This window comes from Sulfuricella sp., assembly GCF_035531155.1.
Lineage (GTDB): Bacteria > Pseudomonadota > Gammaproteobacteria > Burkholderiales > Sulfuricellaceae > Sulfuricella.
Window position 1 is genome coordinate 50,621 of record NZ_DATKTK010000040.1, and the last position, 15,546, is coordinate 66,166.

The 15,546-nt window shown below is 56.7% G+C and carries 17 protein-coding genes; 16 read left to right on the forward strand and 1 reads right to left on the reverse strand.

Annotated features, from left to right (window positions below; all coding sequences use genetic code 11):
- Positions 1 to 88 precede the first annotated feature (88 nt).
- From VMV64_RS07710 to VMV64_RS07775, 14 genes are all read left to right on the forward strand, one after another.
- Entirely contained in the window at positions 89 to 1,294 is a 1,206-nt protein-coding gene (locus VMV64_RS07710) for a cell division protein ZipA C-terminal FtsZ-binding domain-containing protein (RefSeq protein ID WP_325329370.1), read from the forward strand.
- Positions 1,295 to 3,325: an NAD-dependent DNA ligase LigA gene (gene ligA, locus VMV64_RS07715; RefSeq protein ID WP_325329371.1), complete on the forward strand. Its 2,031-nt coding sequence runs from the start codon at positions 1,295 to 1,297 to the stop codon at positions 3,323 to 3,325.
- On the forward strand, positions 3,322 to 4,191 hold the full coding sequence (gene galU / locus VMV64_RS07720; RefSeq protein WP_325329372.1) for a UTP--glucose-1-phosphate uridylyltransferase GalU: 870 nt from the start codon (positions 3,322 to 3,324) through the stop codon (positions 4,189 to 4,191). Before ligA ends, galU begins: the two co-directional genes overlap by 4 nt.
- Before the next feature lies 1 nt (position 4,192).
- Positions 4,193 to 4,741 carry a hypoxanthine-guanine phosphoribosyltransferase gene (locus VMV64_RS07725; protein WP_325329373.1) on the forward strand — a complete coding sequence of 183 codons (549 nt, stop codon included), beginning with the start codon at positions 4,193 to 4,195 and terminating at the stop codon, positions 4,739 to 4,741.
- A gap of 4 nt (positions 4,742 to 4,745) precedes the next feature.
- Positions 4,746 to 5,492, forward strand: coding sequence for an S-methyl-5'-thioinosine phosphorylase (locus VMV64_RS07730; RefSeq protein ID WP_325329374.1), 747 nt, complete (start codon positions 4,746 to 4,748; stop codon positions 5,490 to 5,492).
- A gap of 92 nt (positions 5,493 to 5,584) precedes the next feature.
- A complete protein-coding gene (gene def, locus VMV64_RS07735) occupies positions 5,585 to 6,118 on the forward strand; it encodes a peptide deformylase (protein WP_325329375.1) in 534 nt (177 codons plus the stop codon).
- A gap of 184 nt (positions 6,119 to 6,302) precedes the next feature.
- On the forward strand, positions 6,303 to 6,593 hold the full coding sequence (locus VMV64_RS07740) for a nucleotidyltransferase family protein (protein WP_325329376.1): 291 nt from the start codon (positions 6,303 to 6,305) through the stop codon (positions 6,591 to 6,593).
- Entirely contained in the window at positions 6,590 to 6,967 is a 378-nt protein-coding gene (locus tag VMV64_RS07745) for a DUF86 domain-containing protein (RefSeq protein WP_325329377.1), read from the forward strand. Before VMV64_RS07740 ends, VMV64_RS07745 begins: the two co-directional genes overlap by 4 nt.
- A 214-nt stretch (positions 6,968 to 7,181) precedes the next feature.
- The gene (locus VMV64_RS07750) at positions 7,182 to 8,669 is read left to right on the forward strand and encodes a flagellin (protein ID WP_325329378.1); all 1,488 of its coding nucleotides are present in this window, start codon (positions 7,182 to 7,184) and stop codon (positions 8,667 to 8,669) included.
- 207 nt (positions 8,670 to 8,876) lie between these two features.
- Positions 8,877 to 9,173 (forward strand): flagellar protein FlaG, encoded by a 297-nt coding sequence (locus VMV64_RS07755; RefSeq protein WP_325329379.1) that lies wholly within the window; start codon positions 8,877 to 8,879, stop codon positions 9,171 to 9,173.
- 222 nt (positions 9,174 to 9,395) lie between these two features.
- On the forward strand, positions 9,396 to 11,717 hold the full coding sequence (gene fliD / locus VMV64_RS07760; protein WP_325329380.1) for a flagellar filament capping protein FliD: 2,322 nt from the start codon (positions 9,396 to 9,398) through the stop codon (positions 11,715 to 11,717).
- A 31-nt stretch (positions 11,718 to 11,748) separates the two neighbouring features.
- Complete coding sequence (gene fliS, locus VMV64_RS07765) at positions 11,749 to 12,222, forward strand: flagellar export chaperone FliS (RefSeq protein ID WP_325329381.1); 474 nt, start codon at positions 11,749 to 11,751, stop codon at positions 12,220 to 12,222.
- Between the two features lie 151 nt (positions 12,223 to 12,373).
- Entirely contained in the window at positions 12,374 to 12,697 is a 324-nt protein-coding gene (locus tag VMV64_RS07770; protein WP_325329382.1) for a flagellar protein FliT, read from the forward strand.
- 369 nt (positions 12,698 to 13,066) lie between these two features.
- Entirely contained in the window at positions 13,067 to 13,306 is a 240-nt protein-coding gene (locus tag VMV64_RS07775; protein ID WP_325329383.1) for a hypothetical protein, read from the forward strand.
- Between the two features lie 243 nt (positions 13,307 to 13,549).
- On the opposite strand, the gene VMV64_RS07780 is transcribed toward VMV64_RS07775, so the two are convergent.
- On the reverse strand, positions 13,550 to 14,500 hold the full coding sequence (locus VMV64_RS07780; protein ID WP_325329384.1) for an IS1595 family transposase: 951 nt from the start codon (positions 14,498 to 14,500) through the stop codon (positions 13,550 to 13,552).
- 222 nt (positions 14,501 to 14,722) lie between these two features.
- On the opposite strand from VMV64_RS07780, the gene VMV64_RS07785 reads away from it, so the two are divergent.
- Positions 14,723 to 15,064 (forward strand): type II toxin-antitoxin system RelE/ParE family toxin, encoded by a 342-nt coding sequence (locus tag VMV64_RS07785; RefSeq protein ID WP_325329385.1) that lies wholly within the window; start codon positions 14,723 to 14,725, stop codon positions 15,062 to 15,064.
- Between the two features lie 70 nt (positions 15,065 to 15,134).
- Entirely contained in the window at positions 15,135 to 15,518 is a 384-nt protein-coding gene (locus VMV64_RS07790) for a DUF2802 domain-containing protein (RefSeq protein ID WP_325329386.1), read from the forward strand.
- Positions 15,519 to 15,546: the final 28 nt, after the last annotated feature.

Below are 15,546 nucleotides of genomic sequence, written 5' to 3' on the forward strand. Positions count from 1 at the left end.
TTTATGCAGCAATAGTCCGATAAAAAATGCGTTTACAGCAGAGGGCGCAGATGCGGTTCAATAGCTTTTGTAGAATAACGGAAATTTTATGAGCGAATTGCAAATCAGTTTGCTGGCGATCGGTCTCCTGATCGTTGTCGGCGTGTACGGTTTTAACCGTTTCCAGGAAAGGAAGTATCGGCGCATTGCCGAGAAGGCTTTCCCTGCCAAGCCGGAGGATGTGCTGCTGGACAGCGGCTCTGATACGCTTCCCGACACACTTCCGGACGCGCACGAAATTGCCGGATTTCGCAAAGAGTCGCGGATCGAGCCGGTCGTTTCGGCGCCGCCGGAGGAGTTGCCAGTGGAGCCGGCAGAGGAATGGGTGGCAGAGGAAGAAATCATCGAGGAAATCGAGCCCATCCCCGCGGTTGAATCGCAGCCGGAAGAGGAGGTAAAGCCGCCTCTCGTCGCTCAGCACGAAGACAGGCCGGACGTGCTGCAGGATGAAACCATCAATTACCGGGTTCAGCTTCATCTGAGCGAACCGGTTGGAATCGCGACTCTCATTGAAGCGATACAGCGCCAGGGAGACTTCGGGAAACGCGTGCACTGGCTCGACATGAATTCACTGACCGGCAGATGGGAAGAGCTCGGGCAGGGGAGTGCCGAGGAATATCTCAATATTGTCGCAACATTGCAGCTGGCGGATCGCTCCGGGCCGGTTTCAGAGCCGGATCTGGCGGCGTTCTGCAGCCAGGTTCAGGCGGTAGCCGACGATCTGATGGCGATCGCCGAATTCCCCGACCGGCAGCCCGCCTTGGCGCGCGCCGCGGCGCTCGATCAGTTTGGCGCCGATGTCGATGTGCTGATCGGGGTGAACGTGATCACGCAGAACGGTGTGGCCTTCGCCGCCACCAAGGTGCGGGCCATGGCTGAAGCAGCTGGAATGAAATTGCAGCCGGACGGTGCGTTCCACTTTTTCAATGAAGAAGGTGCGGATTTATTCTCGCTGGCCAATCTGGACCCGGCGCCGTTCTCCGCAGAAAACATCCGCCAGCTCAGCACCCATGGCGTTACCTTTCTGTTCGATGTGCCCAGGGTTGCCGACGGAGTGCGCGTATTCAACCAGATGCTGATGTTGGCCAGGCAGATGGCCTCCTCGTTGGGTGGGCAGGTAGTGGACGATAACCGCCGACCGCTGAGCGACGCCGGAATCGCCAGGATCAAGCAGCAGCTTGCCGACATCTACGCAAGGATGGAGGCGCAGCAGATCAAAAGCGGTAGCGCCCGCGCGCTAAGGCTGTTTTCCTAAATGGCTGTTCCGCAGGATGTCGCCGCCCGCACCCGTTTCCTGCGCGAGGAAATCGAGCGGCACAACTACCTGTATTACGTCCTGGACAAGCCGGAAATTCCGGATGCCGAGTACGACAAGCTGTTCCGCGAATTGGAGCGACTGGAGGCGGAATATCCGCTGCTCGCCACGCCCGATTCCCCCACCCGGCGCGTTGGCGCCGTGCCCCTCGCCGAATTTTCCCGACTGACCCACCGTGTGCCCATGCTTTCCCTCAACAATGCGTTCGAGGACGAGGAAGTGGCGGCGTTCGACCGGCGCGTGCGGGAGGGTCTCGGCGTCGAAGTGGTGGAATACGCGGTAGACCCCAAATTCGACGGCCTGGCAATCAGCCTGATCTATGAAAAAGGCATCCTGGTTCAAGGTGCGACGCGGGGCGACGGCTACACCGGCGAGGAGGTGACCACCAATCTGAGGACGATCAAGGCCATACCGCTGCGGCTCCATACGGCGAATCCGCCAAAGCTGCTGGAAGTGCGCGGTGAAGTGCTGATCCTCAAGGCGGACTTCGAAAAGCTCAATCGCCAGCAGCGGGAAAAGGGTGAAAAGGAATTCGCCAACCCGCGCAACGCCGCCGCCGGTTCGCTGCGCCAGCTCGACCCACGCATTACAGCCACGCGTCCGCTGGCCTTCTTTGCCTACGGCCTGGGGAGTGTCGATGGGGTGAATTTGCCGCGCAAGTTAAGCGCCGTCATGGATTTCCTGGAAAGCCTGAGAGTGCCGGTTTGCCGCGAGCGCAAGGTGGTGCAGGCGCTTGAAGGCCTGCTGGACTACTACCGCATGATCGGTGCCCGGCGTGGCGGCCTGCCCTACGATATCGACGGCGTGGTGTACAAGGTCAACGACCTGGATTACCAGGAGCGGTTGGGGTACGTCGCGCGCGCGCCGCGCTTCGCCGTCGCCCACAAATTCCCGGCGCAGGAAGCGATGACCGAGCTGCTGGGGATCGACGTGCAAGTCGGGAGGACCGGGGCGCTGACCCCGGTGGCGCGCTTGAAGCCGGTTTTCGTCGGCGGGGCGACGGTGTCCAACGCCACTCTGCACAACGAGGACGAAATCCGCCGCAAGGATGTGCGGATTGGCGACACCGTGATCGTGCGCCGCGCCGGTGACGTCATTCCGGAGGTGGTGGGCGTCGTGCTGGCAAAGCGTCATTCCGGGGCGCAGGAATTCAGCTTGCTGGAACAATACCCGGTGTGCCCGGTGTGCGGCTCCCATGTCATCCGCCTGCCGGACGAAGCGGCGGCGCGCTGTAGCGGCGGGCTGTTCTGCCCGGCGCAACGCAAACGGTCTATCCTCCACTTCGCCAGTCGCCGTGCCATGGATATCGAGGGCATGGGCGACAAGCTGGTGGACCAGCTGGTGGACAAGGAACTGATCCATACCCCGGCCGACCTGTATGAACTGGATATGGATACCCTGGCCCACCTCGATCGCATGGCGGAAAAATCCGCAAGCAATACGCTGGCGGCGATCGAGGCCAGCAAGAATACTACCCTGGCGCGGTTCATTTTCGCCCTCGGTATCCGCAACGTGGGCGAGGCTACCGCCAAAGATCTGGCGCGCCATTTCGGCGGCCTCGACGCACTGATGGCAGCAGACGAGGGTGCGCTGCAACAGGTGCCGGATGTGGGGCCGGTGGTGGCGCAGAGCATCGCCCAGTTTTTTGCCGAGCCGCACAACCGCGAGGTGATCGCTCAGCTTATCGCCGCCGGTGTGCACTGGAAAGAGGGCGCAGGGTCGCCGATCAGCACCAGCCCGATCAGCGGGAAAACCTTCGTGCTGACCGGAACCTTGCCGAACTTGACACGGGATGAGGCCAAGGAAAGAATCGAGGCTTTGGGCGGCAAGGTGAGCGGCAGCGTGTCGAAGAAGACCGATTATGTGGTGGCCGGTGCGGAGGCGGGCAGCAAGCTCGCCAAGGCTCAGGAGTTGGGTGTTACGCTATTGGACGAAGCAGGATTGATGGAGTTACTGGAAGAGAAACGATGACAAAAATAACCAAGGCGGTTTTTCCGGTGGCGGGTATGGGTACGCGCTTCCTGCCTGCAACCAAGGCCAGTCCGAAGGAAATGCTGCCGATCGTGGACAAGCCCCTGATCCAGTATGCGGTCGAGGAGGCGGTGGCGGCCGGCATTACCGAGCTGATTTTTGTCACCGGGCGCAGCAAGCGCGCGATCGAGGACCATTTCGACAAGGCCTATGAAATGGAGGCCGAGCTGGAAGCGCGCGGCAAGACCAAATTGCTCGAGCTGCTGCGCGGCATCACCCCGCCCAACGTGACCTGCGTCTACATCCGCCAGGCCGAGGCCTTGGGACTCGGACATGCAGTGCTGTGCGCCCGGCAGGTGGTGGGAAACGATCCATTCGCTGTGCTTCTGGCCGACGACCTGCTCGATGGCGTGCCGCCGGTGCTGAAGCAGATGGTTGACCTCTATGCACATTATCACAGCTCGGTGATCGGGGTGCAGGACGTGCCGCGCGAGGAAACCTCGCAATACGGCATCGTCGATGCCAAGGAATGGGAAAAGGGCATCTACAAAATGAACGGCATCGTGGAAAAGCCGCAGCCTGACAAGGCGCCTTCGACCTTGGGGGTGGTGGGGCGATACATTCTGACCCCGAGCATCTTCAAGCATCTGGAAAAAGTCCAGGCCGGCGCGGGGGGGGAAATCCAGCTGACCGATGGCATCGCCTCGCTGCTCAAGCAGGAGCAGGTACTGGCTTATGCATACAAGGGCATCCGCTACGATTGCGGTAGCAAGATCGGCTACCTCAAGGCGACCATCCAGTTTGCCCTGAAACACCCGGAAGTGAACGACGATTTCCGCGCCTATCTTTCTTCTCTCGAGTTATAAAATGATTTCGGCGCAAGAAGCACTGGATATTCTTGACGGGGCGGAGCAAATCTGTCCCGCCGAGGAAGTCGCCGCCACCGTCAAAAGGATGGCCGGTGAAATAGGCGCGTCCCTGGGGCAGTCCCATCCGTTGGTGTTGAGCGTGATGGGAGGCGCTGTGGTGTTTAGCGGCCAGCTGTTGCCCCTGCTCAATTTCCCGCTGGATTTCGACTACATTCATGCCACCCGCTACGGCAATGAAACGCGGGGCAACGCATTGCAATGGAAAGTGATGCCCAAGGAGAATGTGGCGGGGCGGGTAGTGCTGGTGCTCGACGATATCCTGGATGAAGGCCACACTCTGGCGGCGATCCGCGACAAGATACTCGGTCTCGGCGCCAAGTCATTCCACAGCGCCGTGTTCGCGGACAAGGAATTGGGTCGACCAAAGCCAATCCAGGCTGATTTTGTCGGGATCAGCCTGCCCAACCGCTATGTGTTCGGCTTCGGCATGGATGTGCGCGGGGCATGGCGTAACTTGCCCGCAATTTATGCATTAAAGGAAGAGTAAAAAAATGTTAGGAATTATCGGCGGCACCGGATTGACCCAGCTGGCAAATCTCGAGATCACCCATCGGCAGGTGATCCGAACTCCCTACGGCGAGCCATCCGGCGCGCTGACTTTCGGCAAGATCAAGGACCATGAGGTGGCTTTCATGGCACGGCACGGCTACGGCCACTCCATTCCGCCGCACGAGGTCAACTATCAGGCCAATATGTGGGCGCTACAGGCTCAAGGGGTGAAGAATGTCGTGTCGATCGCCGCTGTTGGGGGAATCAACCCGGATTACGAGCCTGGCGCCATCGTCATCCCCGACCAGATCATCGACTATACCCACGGGCGCAAGGCCACTTTTTATGAGGGAAATGGCAAGTCGGTCACTCACGTTGATTTCACCGAACCCTATTGCGAGAAAATGCGCCAGCAGTGCATGCAGGCAGCATCGTTGGCAGGAGAGAAATTCATCGATGGCGGGGTATATGCCGCGGTGCAGGGTCCGCGCCTGGAAACGGCAGCTGAAATCAACCGCCTCGACCGTGACGGCGCCACCATGGTGGGCATGACCGGCATGCCGGAAGCGGTGCTCGCCCGTGAACTGGGGCTTTGTTATGCCGCTATTGCCGTGGTCGCCAATCACGCGGCCGGCCGAAATTCCAGCAAGCATGTCATTAGCTTCGAGGAAATCGACGCCGTGTTGAAGCAGGCCATGCAGCGTGTAAGAATCATCCTGGAGCATGTAGTGGGGCTGGATGGTGATTAAAACTAATTCTGTTCGTTTAAGCTCGTTCGCCCTGAGCTTGTCGAAGGGTGAATGGGCATCGACAAGCTCAGCCCGAACGGTAATTGACCCGTATGGCGATTAGAGCCGTGTTGCGTATGGGTGACCCGCGGCTGCTGGAGGCCGCAGTCCCGGTCATTTCTTTTGATACCCCGGAATTGCACGCACTGTTGCAAGACATGCGTGACACCATGGCCGCCTTCAGTGGCGCAGGGTTGGCCGCGCCACAGGTCGGGATCGGCCTGCAAGTGGTGATTTTCGGCGTAGCCTCCAACCCGCGCTACCCGGATGCCGAGCTGGTGCCGGACACGGTGCTGATCAATCCGGAGCTAACGCATCTCAGCGACGAAATGGATGAAGGCTGGGAAGGTTGCCTGAGCATCCCCGGTCTGCGCGGCTTGGTGCCGCGTTACAAAAGGTTGCGCTACCAGGGCTTCGATCAGTTCGGCAACCAGATAGACCGCACCGTGAGCGGCTTCCATGCCCGGGTGGTGCAGCATGAATGCGATCACCTTTTGGGCATTCTGTACCCGATGCGGATCAGGGATATGAGTCGGTTTGGGTTTGTCGAGGAATTGTTCCCCGACAATCCACCTGTTGCTGAGTAGCCGGGAGTCCGGTGGTGCTTCATAGTTCAGTTGGGGAAACTCTCGGCTATGCAGGGAGACTCATAAAGGTTCGGCTTTTGCGGCGATTGTGTGGAAAGTCAAAAATAGAATTCCTTCTCTTGGCAGCATAAATCCTCGCAACGGGCGTATTCGTACTGATGATTTGGACTACAATACGAAAATCATGAACACTCTCAGCATCCTACGAAGCAAAAGAACCGAAATCCTGGCCCTTGCAGCCAAGCATGGGGCAAGCAATGTTCGCCTGTTCGGTTCGGTTATCCGTGGTGAAGATCAGGAAGGCAGCGACGTGGATTTCCTGGTGGACATGCAGGAAACCCGCAGCCTGTTTGATTTGATCGGCCTGCAACAAGACATCGAGAAGGCAATCGGTAGAAAAGTTGACGTGTTGACCCCCAACGGCATCAATCGTTACCTGAAAGACCGCATTCTGGGCGAGGCTGCGCCATTGTGACAAAAGACCGCTCTGTCTACATCCGCCACATTTACGACTGCATCGGCTGGATCAAGGAATACGTGCAAGCGGGCAAGGAAGCTTTCTTCCAGGACCGCAAAACCCAAGACGCCGTTATCCGCAACCTTGAAGTCATCGGCCAAGCCGTCAAGGATTTAGGAACCGACAGTCTGATTTCTTCCCACCCCGAAACGCCCTGGCCGCAAATCGCTGCCACCCGAAATTTTCTGGCGCACCAATATCTAGGCGTGGATTTGACGCTAATCTGGAACATCGTTGAACAACACCTGCCGCAAATGGAACAGCAAATCATCTCAATAGCGAAAACCGAGGGCATCAATCTCAATGCGCCCAATACCTTGGAATTGCCCTAGGGAAGGACTGCTCACTTGAAGTGGCTTAATGGGCATCGCCCTTGCTAGCCATTTACAAGCTGTTTTTGTTCAGGCGCAAAAAAAACATTAAAGTTTCTCCATGGTCTCCCGATAAAGGTACTGACGGCGGATTAAGTGGCTCTGATTTTTTAGGGCAACCAAAGTCGGAGGCGACAACGCCAGCGGTTAAATCACCCTACCAAGGAGAAATAAAATGCCACAAGTCATTAACACCAATATTGCCTCGCTGAATTCGCAGCGCAACCTGAATACTTCCCAATCATCGTTGAACCAGGCCTTGCAGCGCCTGTCCTCCGGTTTGCGTATCAACAGCGCCAAGGACGACGCGGCCGGCTTGGCGATTGCCGAGCGTTTTACCACGCAGATTCGCGGCCTGAATCAGGCAGCGCGTAACGCCAACGACGGTATTTCCCTGTCACAAACCGCTGAAGGCGCACTGGGCGAGGTAACCAACAACCTGCAGCGCATCCGCGAACTGGCGGTGCAGTCTGCCAACGCGACCAACAATTCCTCTGATCGCGCCGCGCTGGATCTGGAAGTGCAGCAGCGCATCGCCGAGATTGACCGGATTTCTTCCCAGACTTCCTTCAACGGCACCCGGGTTCTCGATGGCAGTTTCGGCACCTCCGCGTTTCAAGTCGGCGCGAACGCTGGCGAGACGATTTCTGTTAACTTGTCGTCGGGTGTCAAGGCCAACCAGATCGGTCAAATATCTAATGCTGCAGGGACTGCAGTAACAAACTCCGCTTCGGCTGCGGGTGCTTTCACTATCCAGGTCGGAACAGGCGCTGCGGTGGGTGTTGCCGCATCGAGTAGCTACGCAGGTACTGGCGCGAACGCGGGCGCAACTACCGCCATGGATGGTACAAGCGCATATGCCAAATTGGCGGCCATTAACGCCGCCGGCGTTTCCGGTGTTACGGCAAGCGCAACCAACACGGTCACAGAAACGGTTGCGTTCTCTACCGTCACTAACGGTACCGGTGCGCCAGCTTACACATTGGTGATTAATGGAACGACAGTGCTCAATAATACAACCGCCAGCGCTGTCATTACCGCTGACACCGTGGTTTCTGCGATCAACGCGAATTCCACGACCACTGGCGTGTCTGCCACGAAGGATGCAGTATCCGGCAAGATTACGATGAGTTCAATTGACGCCCGCAACATCACCGTGGCAGAGACGGTTACAGCAGGTACGGGTGGTACCGGTACTGGTCTCGACACTAACATCGCATCAGATAACGTGGGTACAGCCACGACTACCCTTGGCTCGATCAGCCTTAAGTCAAGTCAGGCTATCACGCTGGCGGGTGCGGACGTCGCCAAGTTCGGATTTTCCGCGCAAACCTACGCAGTGGATACCACTACCTTGACGAGTGTTAACGTTCTTAACGCTACAAACGCCAACGATGCGATGAATCGCATCGACGCCGCGCTGACCTCGGTCAGTACCCTGCGCAGCACCTTCGGCGCCATCCAGAACCGCTTCGAGTCGACCATTGCCAACCTGCAAGCGACCTCGGAGAACCTGAGCGCTTCCCGTAGCCGGATTCAGGATACCGACTTCGCCCAGGAAACTGCCGCACTGACCCGCGGCCAGATCCTGCAGCAGGCAGGTACGGCGATGCTGGCGCAGGCCAATTCGTTGCCGAACGGCGTGCTGGCCCTGTTGCGTTAAGATAGAAAGTAGCAGGAAATGGAGAGTGAGCTGGAGGGGAACCTTCAGCTCACTTTTTCCTTGTTGTCATGAGTAGGACAGACTAAACTTGTGGCGATAACCGTTTGATAGTGAGGTGATATGATGCCCACGCAGAATATTGGCCGTGTTGCCCAAATTCCCGCTCCCAGAGATGTGCCTTCTTCACACGCTGCAAGGCAGGCGCCAGTGGAATCAGCGAAACCAGCTGCGCAGCTGGAATTGCCAGTGCAGGCAGTAAAGCCCGCTGCTGAGGCCCCGGATGTGGACCAGGTGAAGCAGGCGACGGAGCGGATCAACAAGACGATACAGACACTGTCGCGCAATCTGGAGTTCACCGTGGACGAGGAAAGCCAGGAAAACGTGGTCAAGGTGGTGGATAAGGATACGGGAGAGGTGATCCGGCAGATGCCTTCCGAGGAGACCTTGCGGATTGCCAATGCGTTGGATCAATTGCAGGGCTTGATCATTAAGCAAAAGGCTTAGAATTTAGTGCTGAGTGCTGAGTTATTCGCTCAATTCGGGCTGGGCTTGTCGAAGCTCGCGTAAGGTGCAATAAGCGAAGCGCATTGCACCGTATGCCGACGTTCGGCGGGTTACGCTTCGCTAACCCCCTACGGCGGGCTCAGGGCGAATGGATTTAATCAGCGTTTCCTTAAGGCTTTCCACTCAGAACTCAGGATTCAGCACTAAATTTAGGAGATTATCATGGCGCTTTCGTCACCGGGTATCGGCTCTAACCTGGACGTTAACAGCATTGTCAGTCAGCTGATGCAGGTTGAGAGTCAGCCACTTACGAAGCTGGACAGGAAAGAGGCGAGCTATCAGGCGCAGTTGAGCGCTTATGGCTCGATCAAGGGGGCGCTGTCAACGTTTCAGAGTGCAGTTCGCGGTTTGAGCGATGTTTCAAGATTTCGTTCGTTCAGTGCGACATCCTCCGATTCAACTGTCGCATCGGTTTCCTCCTCCAGTATCGCCACGCCGGGCAGCTACGCGGTCAACGTGAGCAAGCTGGCACAGTCGCAGAAGCTGGTGGCGGCGGGACAGGCGAGCACGACAGCCGCGATTGGTTCCGGAGCCAGCACGACATTGACCTTCGATTTCGGATCTATCAGCGGTGGCACCTTTACCGCGTATGATTCGGTCGCCGGAACGGGTGGCAGCTACAGCGGCTCAGGCTTTACCAGCAACGGTGCGGGCGTCAAGACGGTAACCATAGACGCCAGCAACAATTCCTTGTCGGGCATTCGCGATGCCATCAATAGCGCCAAGATCGGCGCGACAGCGTCGATCGTCAATGACGGCGGAACTTCTCCCTACCGGTTGGTGCTGTCTCCAGACAGCGTGGGCAATAGCAATAGCATCAAAATCAGCGTGAGCGGCGATGCGGGCATTTCCAGTTTGCTTGCGCACGATCCGGCTGCCACCCAGAACCTGAAACAAACCATCACCGCGCAGAATACGGAAATGACCGTGAACGGGGTGTTCGTGAGCAAGGCAGGCACCAGCGTTTCGGACGTGATTCAGGGCGTGACGCTGAATGCGCTCAAGCTTGGCGCCACCAATGTTTCCGTTGCACGGGATACGGCTTCGATCGTCTCGGCGGTGAATGGCTTCGTCACTGCCTACAATGCCGTCAACAAGACCCTCACTGACTTGAGCGCTTACAATGCGGCAACCAAGCAGGGGGCAATCCTGCAAGGGGATTCGACGGTGCGTTCGATCCAGGCCCAGTTGCGTGGCCTGCTCAACAAGCCGCTCAACGGCGGCGGCGCTTTTTCCAGTCTTTCGCAGGTGGGAGTTACATTTAAGGTAGATGGCACACTGGCCGTGGATTCCGCCAAGCTGCAGAGCGCCATCGACAACAACTTCTCTGATATCGCCAGCGTTTTTTCCGCAACCGGCAAAACGACCGATAGCCTGGTGAGCTTTATCAGCTCGACCTCGAGCACCAAGCCGGGCGCCTATGCCTTGGCGGTATCCCAACTGGCGACGCAGGGCAAGGCCGCTGGTTCGTCTGCAGCTACACTGCGCAATGTGACCGGCTCGGCGGCTGCGGGGTTGACGATAAACCTGGGTGTTAATGACACCTTGAATGTGACAGTGGATGGCGTGGCAGCGGCAGTGACTTTGACTGCACAAACTTACGCTTCTTACGCAGCATTGGCGACTGAGGTTCAGACCCAGATTAACGCCGCCACGGGAAAAAATGTGACCGTGGCTAATACTGGCGGCGTGCTGAGCATCACGACGAACACCGCCGCCGCGACTTCCCAGGTTTCCGTGAGCGGTGGAAATGGCGTGACAAATTTGCTGGGCGCTGCGCCGACACAAAATGCAGCGATTACCGCAGGGCTGAACGACCAATTAACGGTAACGGTGGACGGCACGATCACCAGCGTTACGCTTACTGCAGGAACGTATGCGGCTGCGCAACTTGCCTCACATGTTCAATCCGCCATTAACGGCGCAGCGGCCCTGACCGCTGTGGGTAGCGCAGTAAGCGTGTCTCAGGTGGCTGGCGTAATGACGATCACGTCTAACCGTTATGGTTCTGCGTCCAATGTCAGCGTGTCTGGAACTGCGGCGACCAACTTGCTTGGCGTTACGCCTACGGTTACCGCGGGCGTGGATGCAGCTGGAACGATCAATGGAACCGCTGCCACGGGTTCCGGCCAGACCTTGACCGGCGCGACCGCGAGCGATGCGGAAGGGCTGAAGCTCCAGATTTTGGGCGGAGCGACCGGCAGCCGCGGATCGATCAGTTTCTCCAATGGGTATGCCTACCAGTTGGATGGCTTGCTGACCAAGATGCTGGATGGAAATGGGTTTCTCTCCAGTCGGACGGACGGGATCAACCGCAGCATTAAGGGTATTGGCGACCAGCGTAATGTGTTACAGCTACGCCTGGCGAATATTGAAAAGCGCTACCGTGCCCAGTTTACTGCGCTGGATGTTATGATCGGCAGCATGAACAAGACTAGCAGTTTCTTGACGCAGCAATTGGCTAATCTGCCCAAAATCAGTTAATTTGCACGTGAACTTTTTTCCGGGGTAAAACATGAATGCAATGACCCAACATGCAGTAAATGCGTATAGCCAGGTAGGGGTCGAATCGAACGTGGCGGATGCGAGTCCCCACAGGTTGGTTTTGATGCTGTTCGAAGGGGCTATCAAGGCGGTGGCCAAGGCCAGGCTGGCAATGACCAAGGGTGAGATTGCACCCAAATGCGAGGCGATTTCCAAGGCGATTGCGATTGTTCAGGAAGGGTTGCAGCTCAGTCTGGATGTAAAGGCGGGCGGCGAATTGGCGGAAAATCTGAATGGTTTGTATGAGTACATGATTCATCGTTTGGTGTTCGCCAACTTGAAGAACCAGGTTGAGCCCTTGGACGAGGTGGGAAAACTGCTGGTCGACCTGAAGAATGCCTGGGCGGCCATTGTGCCCAAGCAGGCCCAGCCGAAAATGGCGGGCGTGGTGACGGATAACACGCCGCCGCAGCGCAATACCGCAGTGAGCTATGGGAAGGCTTAGACCTTGGGGTGCCTCTAAAAATTCAGAGTTCGCCCAAATGCAAGGCGCGGAAAAAATTTCGCAGCGCAGTATATGGTTGATATGTAAGCAAGAAATTTTTTCCGCAACGCAGCAGTTGGGATGAAATCTGGATTTTTAGAGGTGCCCTTTGGTGAGTGAGTCGATTTTTGCTGCATATGAAAACCTGTGGTTATTGACGCGGCAAATGCTGAATGCGGCACAGAATGGCGACTGGGATGCACTGATAGAGGGTGAACTAAAGCGTAACGCATGGGTTGAACGCATGAGGGTGCAAAATGCGTCATCCGTCATGAATACGGTTGAGCAGCAGAAAGCCGGCGAGATCATCCGGAATGTTCTTGCTGCAGACAAGGAAATCAAGACGCTGACCGAAGCCTGGAAGGGTGAATTGCAGGAAATCCTGGGCAGCATCGGCACCGAGAAAAAACTGAGCAAGGCCTACGAAACACCCTAGCAGCCTGTCGGACTTAAAGAATCGAAGCGAAAAATGGGCTGGTCGAGGGCAGATTTTGCGAGCTTTCGCCTTACGGCGAAATGCCTGCTTACCCCGTTTCACGATTTTCAAGCCAATAGTTATTCATATTGGCGCAGGAAAGCGGGGAAATCTGCACCGGCCAGGTCATTTTGCAGCCGATTTCCTTTAAGTCAGACAGGCTGCTAGGGCACCTCTAAAAATCCCTGTTTCGTCATTCCGGCCCCGGATCAAGTCCGGGGTGACGGACCCGGAATCCAGACGCTTGATTTGACTGGATTCCGGCCTTCGCCGGAATGACGAATTTTTAGAGGTACCCCTAACCATTTCCTGATTTTTCGTGGAGAGGTGATGCAACACTACCAATCTCTGCTTGCAGAGCCACATCAAATGGTCGTCCATCCATACTTGGTCGCGACAGACTCAATCGGCATTGTCAGCGACACCGTTCCTGTTCACCCTGAAGGCAAGCATCCGTCATTCGACGATTTCAAGCAGAAAAACAAGCGCAAGCCCCGTTTGGAGGACTCCCCTGACAAACCCGATGGCAAGCATCCGGACCCTGATCATCAGATCGACGAATATGCCTGATTGAACCTATAAAAAGCAGTTCAGCCACGGATTACCAAAAGTAGGCACCTCTAGGCGACACAGATATACACAGATTATCCATTAGGCGTAGGTCGGGCTTTAGCCCGACATGTCGGGTTGAAACCCGACCTACAATCCATTGATTTTGTTGGTGCTGTCCGGCTAATGAACCTAAAAACGGCGGTTGAATCCGCAGATTACGCAGATTTCCGCAGATTTTCATAGGGTTATTTGTTTTCTTGATTAGCCCCCAACCTCAGCCAGTCTGATCACTGGCTCGGGCCGTGGGCGGGTAAGCACCGCGGCACGCATGAGCCTGATGAGAATGACCGATAGATCGAAGCGACGATTGAAACGATACTGCACCTCGGCAAGATAACGCTCCGCATATTTGGCAAATTTAAACGCATGATACGTCCCGGAAATTGCCGTCTTGAGATTGGAGAGCACCGTATTCACCCGGCGGAACTCGGGGTGAGTGGCTGCCTGACGGCCGGATCCCGTCACAATCGCCGTGTGGCTCGCCACCTCACCGGCGATAGCCTTGAAGCAGTGAAGGCCATCGGAGATCACTTGCGCCGATGCGGCCAGCGCCTTGTTTGTCCACGCCTCAAGGGCTTCCTTGGTAAAAGCAACCCGGTCCAGACGAATGCAGATGGGCTTGCCGCTCTCGGTCGTTTGCACCGCCGCCACAAACGAGATTTTGTTCTCCGAACCTCGCCCCGGTTTGCCGGGTTTCTCCCCGCCCAGATAGGCGTCATCGATCTCGACCCGGCCATCCAGCACGCGCCGGTCTTCCCGTTCCGCCATCACCTGGAGGAGCTTGTGCTTCATCAGCCAGGCGGCCTTGTAGCGCACCCCGAGGTGCCGCTTGAGTTCCAGGGCGGAGACGTTGTTCTTGGCCTGGGTTATGAGGTGCATGGCAAGAAACCAGCGAGTCAGCGGCAACTTGGTGGCTTGGAAGATCGTTCCGGCCGTGACGGTTGTCTGCGTGCGACAGCGGTAACACTGCCAGTGCTGTCGCCCCTGCCTCACAAAGGTGCTGTGCCGCTCGTCCCGGCAAGCGGGGCAACGGTAGCCTTCCGGCCAGCGAGAGGCGGCCAGCGCCGCGTGGCATTTCTCTTCCGTGCCATACTTGTCCAGAAACTCAGCCATCGAAAGCCCTCTTTGAAACTGAACCTGATTTATCGCCATGTCGCATCTCCTCAGCCAAGATGCGTTTATTATCATGCCCCCATTGGCTCACTATGTGAGCTTGGCTGAGGTTGGGGGCTAATCAAGTTTGTTTTTGATATTACCCCGGCGGGTGAATGGGTGATGTAGTGTAACATGATGATTTATCTGCGTTAATCTGTGTAATCTGCGGACAGCTGCTTTTTCAAGGATGAACAATCCGGGTTAAAGTGGCAGGATGGGATGGTTGCCGGGCGCCTCTGCCCATGCTCCCTGGCGGGGAGCTCCCGGATTACGCTATGCTTCATCCGGGCTACTTGCTACTTGCTACTTGCTGAAATTGCCGAAAATATAGCCGAGGAAAATACACAGGCTGCGCGCCGGGTTGTTTCCGAAATCCGTCGGCAATCGCTAATTCTGTCCAGGCATTCGGACATCGGCAGGACTGGGCGGGTTTCAGGTACGCGCGAACTTGTGATCACGAAATCCCCTTACGTTATTGCCTATGAAGTGACGCAAAAATCTGTTGATGTACTGGCTGTGGTTCATGCATCCAAGCTTCGGCCGGATTTCTTCAAGAGCTAGCGCATTTACGATTCTGTGCAAACTGGATGCAAAATGATATTGTGGATCATTTTTTAAGCCGAGATCCAATTTGGAATCCTTTGTTATTACCTGGCGGGAATTGCTCATAGGCGCAGTGCTGGTGCTGGCGGTTTATATCGCCGAGATGTTGCTGTTAATGCGCTCTGCCAAGCCTCGTGGATGGCGGATTTGGCAACGAGGGGCAGAAGCCCATGCCAAGAGCCGTGAAGTGCAATCCCTGGAGCTGGAGTTTACCCTGCTGCAGGAGCGGGTAGACAGGCTGCAGAAGGAGCTTGAGCAACTGAAGGCCCAGCAGGCTTCGGTGACCCCTTATACCCACGCGATCCAGATGGCGCAGCAGGGGCTTAACGTGAATGAGGTGGCGGCCAGTTGCGGCATCTCGCGCGGCGAGGCGGAGTTGATTGTCGCCTTGCACCGTAATCAATCCCCATGATTCATAACGATGTTTTAAATCAGCTGCA

Bases quoted from the DNA above. Each gene is read 5' to 3' on its own strand.
- VMV64_RS07710 (WP_325329370.1), top strand. From the start codon at position 89: ATGAGCGAATTGCAAATCAGTTTGCTGGCGATCGGTCTCCTGATCGTT.
- fliS (WP_325329381.1), top strand. From the start codon at position 11,749: ATGAATGCAATGACCCAACATGCAGTAAATGCGTATAGCCAGGTAGGG.
- VMV64_RS07730 (WP_325329374.1), top strand. From the start codon at position 4,746: ATGTTAGGAATTATCGGCGGCACCGGATTGACCCAGCTGGCAAATCTC.
- VMV64_RS07725 (WP_325329373.1), top strand. From the start codon at position 4,193: ATGATTTCGGCGCAAGAAGCACTGGATATTCTTGACGGGGCGGAGCAA.
- VMV64_RS07775 (WP_325329383.1), top strand. From the start codon at position 13,067: ATGCAACACTACCAATCTCTGCTTGCAGAGCCACATCAAATGGTCGTC.
- VMV64_RS07750 (WP_325329378.1), top strand. From the start codon at position 7,182: ATGCCACAAGTCATTAACACCAATATTGCCTCGCTGAATTCGCAGCGC.
- galU (WP_325329372.1), top strand. From the start codon at position 3,322: ATGACAAAAATAACCAAGGCGGTTTTTCCGGTGGCGGGTATGGGTACG.
- ligA (WP_325329371.1), top strand. From the start codon at position 1,295: ATGGCTGTTCCGCAGGATGTCGCCGCCCGCACCCGTTTCCTGCGCGAG.
- VMV64_RS07785 (WP_325329385.1), top strand. From the start codon at position 14,723: ATGGTTGCCGGGCGCCTCTGCCCATGCTCCCTGGCGGGGAGCTCCCGG.
- def (WP_325329375.1), top strand. From the start codon at position 5,585: ATGGCGATTAGAGCCGTGTTGCGTATGGGTGACCCGCGGCTGCTGGAG.
- fliD (WP_325329380.1), top strand. From the start codon at position 9,396: ATGGCGCTTTCGTCACCGGGTATCGGCTCTAACCTGGACGTTAACAGC.
- VMV64_RS07780 (WP_325329384.1), bottom strand. From the start codon at position 14,500: ATGGCGATAAATCAGGTTCAGTTTCAAAGAGGGCTTTCGATGGCTGAG.
- VMV64_RS07740 (WP_325329376.1), top strand. From the start codon at position 6,303: ATGAACACTCTCAGCATCCTACGAAGCAAAAGAACCGAAATCCTGGCC.